The organism is Sphaerotilus sp. (assembly GCF_013299175.1).
Classification (GTDB): Bacteria; Pseudomonadota; Gammaproteobacteria; order Burkholderiales; family Burkholderiaceae_C; genus Sphaerotilus.
In genome coordinates, this window is record NZ_JAAFKF010000170.1 from 1 (window position 1) to 4,836 (window position 4,836).

A 4,836-nucleotide genomic window follows, 5' to 3' on the forward strand; every position below is an offset into this window, starting at 1 on the left:
GCTGATCTCGGTGGCGGAGGTGCCGTTCGGCGGGATCAAGCAGTCGGGCCTGGGCCGCGAGGGGTCGCACCAGGGCATCGAGGACTATGTCGAGACCAAGTACCTCTGCATCGCCGACCTCCTGCGGTAAAGGGGGTAAAGGGCCTTGGGGCGCCGCGTCCGGCGATCACGCCGCCGCCGCGGAGCTGAACCGCGACGGCGACAGGACAGGGCGGATCAGGCTGCGGTCGCCCGCTTCGCCACCAGCGTCAGGATGTCGTAGCTCGCCACCAGCTCCCCGTGCTGGTTGCTGACCTCCACGTCCCACGCCACCACGCCCTGCCCCACGCCGCTCGGATCGACCCGGTTGCGGTCGATCTTGCGCTTGCAGGTCAGCCGCGCCCGGATCGTGTCGCCGATCGCCACCGGCTTGACGAAGCGCAGCGTGTCCAGCCCGTAGTTGGCCAGCACCGGACCCGGCGCGGGCGAGACGAACAGCCCGGCGGCGGCCGACAGCACGAAGTAGCCGTGCGCGATGCGCTGGCCGAACTGCGTCTCCTTGGCCGCGATCTCGTCGAAGTGCATGTAGAAGTAGTCGCCCGAGATGCCACCGAAGTTGACGATATCGGCCTCGCCCACCGTGCGGCGGTGGGTCAGCAGCGACTCGCCGATCTGCAGCTCCTCGAAATGGCGGCGGAACGGATGCACCTCGGTCTCGATCAACTTCGCGCCACGCACATGCTCGCCCGTGACCGCCGCCAGCATCGTCGGCGAGCCTTGGACCGCCGTGCGCTGCAGGTAGTGTTTCACCGCCCGCACGCCGCCAAGTTCCTCGCCACCGCCCGCCCGGCCTGGGCCGCCGTGCTTCAGCACGGGCAGCGGCGAGCCGTGACCGGTCGATTCCACCGCCGATTCGCGGTCGAGGATGTGCAGCCGGCCGTGCAGCGCCGCCGCTTCCGGGATCACGCGGGCAGCAATCTGCGGATCGCGGGTCACCAGTGTCGCCACCAGCGAGCCACGTCCGCGTGCGGCCAGCGCCAGCGCCTCGTCGATGCCGTCATAGGCCATCAGCGTGCTGACAGGGCCGAAGGCTTCGACATCGTGAACGGCGTCGTGTGCCATCGGCTGGCGGCTCAGCAGCAGCGTCGGCGCGAAGAAGGCACCACCCGCCGTGCCGTCGCCCACCGGCCGCACCGCGTCGGCGCCACCGCAGACCAGCTCCGCTCCTTCGCGCAGCATCGCCACCCGCTCGGCGACATCGGCGAGTTGTGCATGCGACGCCAAGGCCCCCATGCGCACCCCTTCGACCGACGGATCACCGACCACCACCTTCGCCAACCGCGCCTTCAGCCGCTCGGCCACGGTGTCCAAGTGCTGCCTCGGCACGATGGCGCGGCGAATCGCGGTGCATTTCTGACCCGCTTTGACGGTCATCTCGCGGGCGACTTCCTTGACGAAGAGGTCGAACTCCTCGTCGTCCGGCGTCACGTCCGGCGCCAGGATCGCGCAGTTGAGCGAGTCGGCCTCGGCGTTGAACGGGACCGAATTCCGGATCAGGTTCGGGTGGACCCGCAGCCGCGCCGCCGTGTCCGCCGAGCCGGTGAACGTCACCACGTCCTGCTCGTTCAGGCGGTCGAGCAGGTCGCCCGTGCCGCCGATGACGAGCTGCAACGCGCCCTCCGGCAGGATTCCGGACTCGACGATCAACCGCATCGCCGCTTCGGTGAGGTAGCTGGTCGCCGTCGCCGGCTTGCCGATGCAGGGCATGCCCGCCAGGAAACTCGGCGCGAACTTCTCCAGCAAGCCCCAGACGGGGAAGTTGAAGGCGTTGATGTGGACCGCGACCCCTCGGCGCGGCACGAGGATGTGCGTCCCCGCAAAGCCGCCCTTCTTGCCCAGCGGGATCGCCGGGCCTTCGTGGACGACGTTGCCCGACGGCAGCTCGTTGCTGCCGAGGCCAGCGTAGGCGAACAGCGTGCCCGCGCCGCCCTCGATGTCGATCCACGAGTCGGCCCGCGTCGCCCCGGTGTGCGCGGAGACGGCGTAGAGCTGCTCCTTGCGCTCCATCAGGAACTTGGCGAGCGCCTTCAACCGCTGCGCCCGCTGCTGGAAATCCAGTCGCAGCAGGTTCGGCAGACCCACGCGCCGGGCGTGGTCCACCGCCTCGGCGAAATCGATCGCCTCGGCGTGCGTGTGGGCGACGACCTTGCCGTTGACCGCGCTGCACAGCGGCTGCGCGGCGTCCTGGCCGACCCAGCGGCCGGCGATGTGGCTTTGCAGCGTGGGTGCCATCACTGGGCCAGCTTCCAGGCGCCGTTCTCGATCTTGACCATCACGCGGGCGCGCTGGTCGAGGCCGAGGTGGTCACTGGCCGAGGTGTTGAAGATGCCGTGGGCACCGGGCATTTCCTTGACCGTTTCCAGCGCGTCCCGCAGCGCGGCGCGGAACTCCGGCGTGCCCGGCTTGGCCTTCTTCAACGCCGTCGGCACCGCAGTCGCCATCAGCAGCCCCGCGTCCCAGGCGTGACCGCCGAAGGTGGAGACGGTGCCCTTGCCATACGCAGCCTCATAGGCCGCGACGTAGGCCGACGCGGACTTCTTCACCGGGTGCCCGGCCGGAAGCTGGTCCGCCACCAGCACGGGGCCGGCCGGCAGGAAGGTGCCGTCCACGTCCTTGCCGCCCACGCGCAGGAAGTCGGCGTTGGCGACCCCGTGCGTCTGGTACATCTTGCCGGTGAAGCCACGCTCTTTCAGCGCCTTGGCCGGCAGCGCGGCCGGCGTGCCCGAACCCGCGATCAGCACCGCGTCCGGCTGCGCGCCCACCAGCTTGAGCACCTGCCCCGTCACCGAGGTGTCGTTGCGCGCATACCGCTCACTGGCCACGACGCGCAGCTTCTTCAGCTCGGCCGCCTTGGTGAACTCCTGGAACCAGCCTTCGCCATACGCATCCGCGAAGCCGATGAAGGCCACCGTCTTCACGCCGCTGTTGGCCATGTGCTCGGCGATCGCCAGCGACATCTGGATGTCGTTCTGCGGCGTCTTGAAGACCCAGCGTTTCTTGGCGTCCTGCGGCTCGACGATGCGGGCGGAAGCCGCCATCGAGACCATCGGCGTCTGCGCTTCCGAGACGGCGTCGATCATCGCCAGCGAGTTCGGCGTGGTGGTCGAGCCGAGGATGATGTCCACCTTGTGCTCGGTGATGAGCTTGCGGGCGTTGGCCACTGCCGCGGTCGTGTCCGAGGCGTCGTCGAGCACGATGTAGTTCACCGTCTGGCCCGCGATGGTCTTGGGCATCAGCGCGATGGTGTTCTTCTCGGGGATGCCGAGCGAAGCGGCCGGGCCGGTGGCGGACACGGTCACGCCGACGGTGATGTCGGCCAGTGCAGCCGCGCTCGTCAGGGCGGCGGCCAGCAGGGTCAGGATCTTGTTGAGTTTCATCGGGGTGTCTCCTCTTGGGGGTTTTGGAGGTCTTGGGGGGGTGGAACGGGGGTCAGCGAGGTCAATGCAATGCGGTGGATGCCGCCAAAGAACAGGTCGGCCACGATCAGCGCCATCCGGTCGTAACCCAGGCGGCCGTCGGGTTTGAGCCAGGTGAACATCCAGTTGATCATGCCGAACAGCAGCATCGAGACCGGTGTGGCGAGCTGCGCTTCGTGGAACTCGGGGCGCAGTTCGACCAGCGCCCGCGCAAAGCCATCGACCACCTGCCGCTCCATCACCAGCACCCGTGCGCGGTCCTCGGGTTCCAGGAAGCGCACGTCTTCGGTGAGGACGCGGTGGGCGTGCTGGGCGTCGGCGTATTCCTCGACGAAGCGGATGATGAGCCGGTGCAGCCGCGGCTCAGCCGGCAAGCCTTCCGCCTCGATGCCGCGCACCAGTTCGGCCAGCCGCGCCACATGGCCTTCGGCGATCTGGACCAGCAGCGCGTACTTGTCGCGGTAGTAGTGGTAGAGCGTCGGCTTGGACAGGCCGCAGGCTTCGGCGAGCTGGTTCATGGACGTGGCCGGATAGCCGCGCTGCGAGAACAGCTCCGCCGCGTGGGCGAGGATCATCTCGCGCTGGTCGTCGTAGCCGGCGGAACGGGTGCGTGCCAAGGGGATGCGCCTCGTTCAGCGTTCGTCGAAGCTCAGCACCACGCGCTCGGTCAGCGGGTGGGACTGGCAGGTCAGCACGAAGCCGGCGGCGACCTCGTGCTTGTCCAATGCAAAGTTGCGGTCCATGCGCACCTCGCCTTCGAGTACCTTGGCCCGGCAGGTGCTGCACACGCCCGACTTGCACGAGTACGGCATGTCCAGCCCGGCGAAAGCCGCGGCGTCGAGGATGCTCGGGTCCGAGCGGCGAAACGCGATCTCGCGGGTCAGGCCGTCGCGGATGATCACCACCCGCGCCTGCTCGGCGTCGCCCGGCAGCGCCTGATGCACAGCGGCAGCCCCCGGCGCAGCACCCGGCACGCCGAACCGCTCGACATGCAGCCGTTCGATCGGCACGCCCGCGTCCAGCAGCGCAGCCTCCACGTCGTCGTTGAACCGGTGCGGCCCGCAGACGAAGACCTCGTCGATCGACGCCGCCGGCACCAGCGTGCGCAGGAACAGCCCGAGCTTGTCACGGTCGAGTCGGCCGCTGTGCAGCGGGCTGTCCACCTGCTCCGCCGAGAAGACGGGGTGCAGCGCCAGCCGGCCCATGTGGCGGTTCTTGAGGTCTTCGAGTTCCTCCTTGAACATGGTCGAGCGCGGCGTGCGGTTGCCGTAGAGCAGCGTGAAGCGGCTGCGCGGCTCGCGGGCCAGCAGCGATTTCATGATGGACAGGATCGGCGTGATGCCACTGCCGCCCGCGATGCCGACGACGTGGCGCGGCGCGG

General features: G+C 69.0%; 5 protein-coding genes. 1 reads left to right on the plus strand and 4 read right to left on the minus strand.

The genetic code is table 11. The features are described from left to right. On the plus strand, positions 1–130 hold a 130-nt coding region (locus tag QZW52_RS18535; RefSeq protein WP_294001501.1), incomplete at its 5' end, for an aldehyde dehydrogenase family protein. An 86-nt stretch (positions 131–216) separates the two neighbouring features. Here QZW52_RS18535 and paaZ read toward each other — a convergent pair. The 4 genes from paaZ to QZW52_RS18555 form a co-directional block, all read right to left on the minus strand. Then, on the minus strand, positions 217–2,271 hold the full coding sequence (paaZ, locus tag QZW52_RS18540; protein WP_294001489.1) for a phenylacetic acid degradation bifunctional protein PaaZ: 2,055 nt from the start codon (positions 2,269–2,271) through the stop codon (positions 217–219). Next, complete coding sequence (locus tag QZW52_RS18545) at positions 2,271–3,416, minus strand: ABC transporter substrate-binding protein (protein WP_294001492.1); 1,146 nt, start codon at positions 3,414–3,416, stop codon at positions 2,271–2,273. The genes paaZ and QZW52_RS18545 overlap by 1 nt, the downstream gene beginning before the upstream one ends. Next, complete coding sequence (locus tag QZW52_RS18550; protein WP_294001495.1) at positions 3,413–4,072, minus strand: TetR/AcrR family transcriptional regulator; 660 nt, start codon at positions 4,070–4,072, stop codon at positions 3,413–3,415. Before QZW52_RS18550 ends, QZW52_RS18545 begins: the two co-directional genes overlap by 4 nt. 15 nt (positions 4,073–4,087) lie before the next feature. Then, positions 4,088–4,836: 2Fe-2S iron-sulfur cluster-binding protein (locus QZW52_RS18555; RefSeq protein ID WP_294001498.1), on the minus strand; the 749-nt coding region annotated here is incomplete at its 5' end.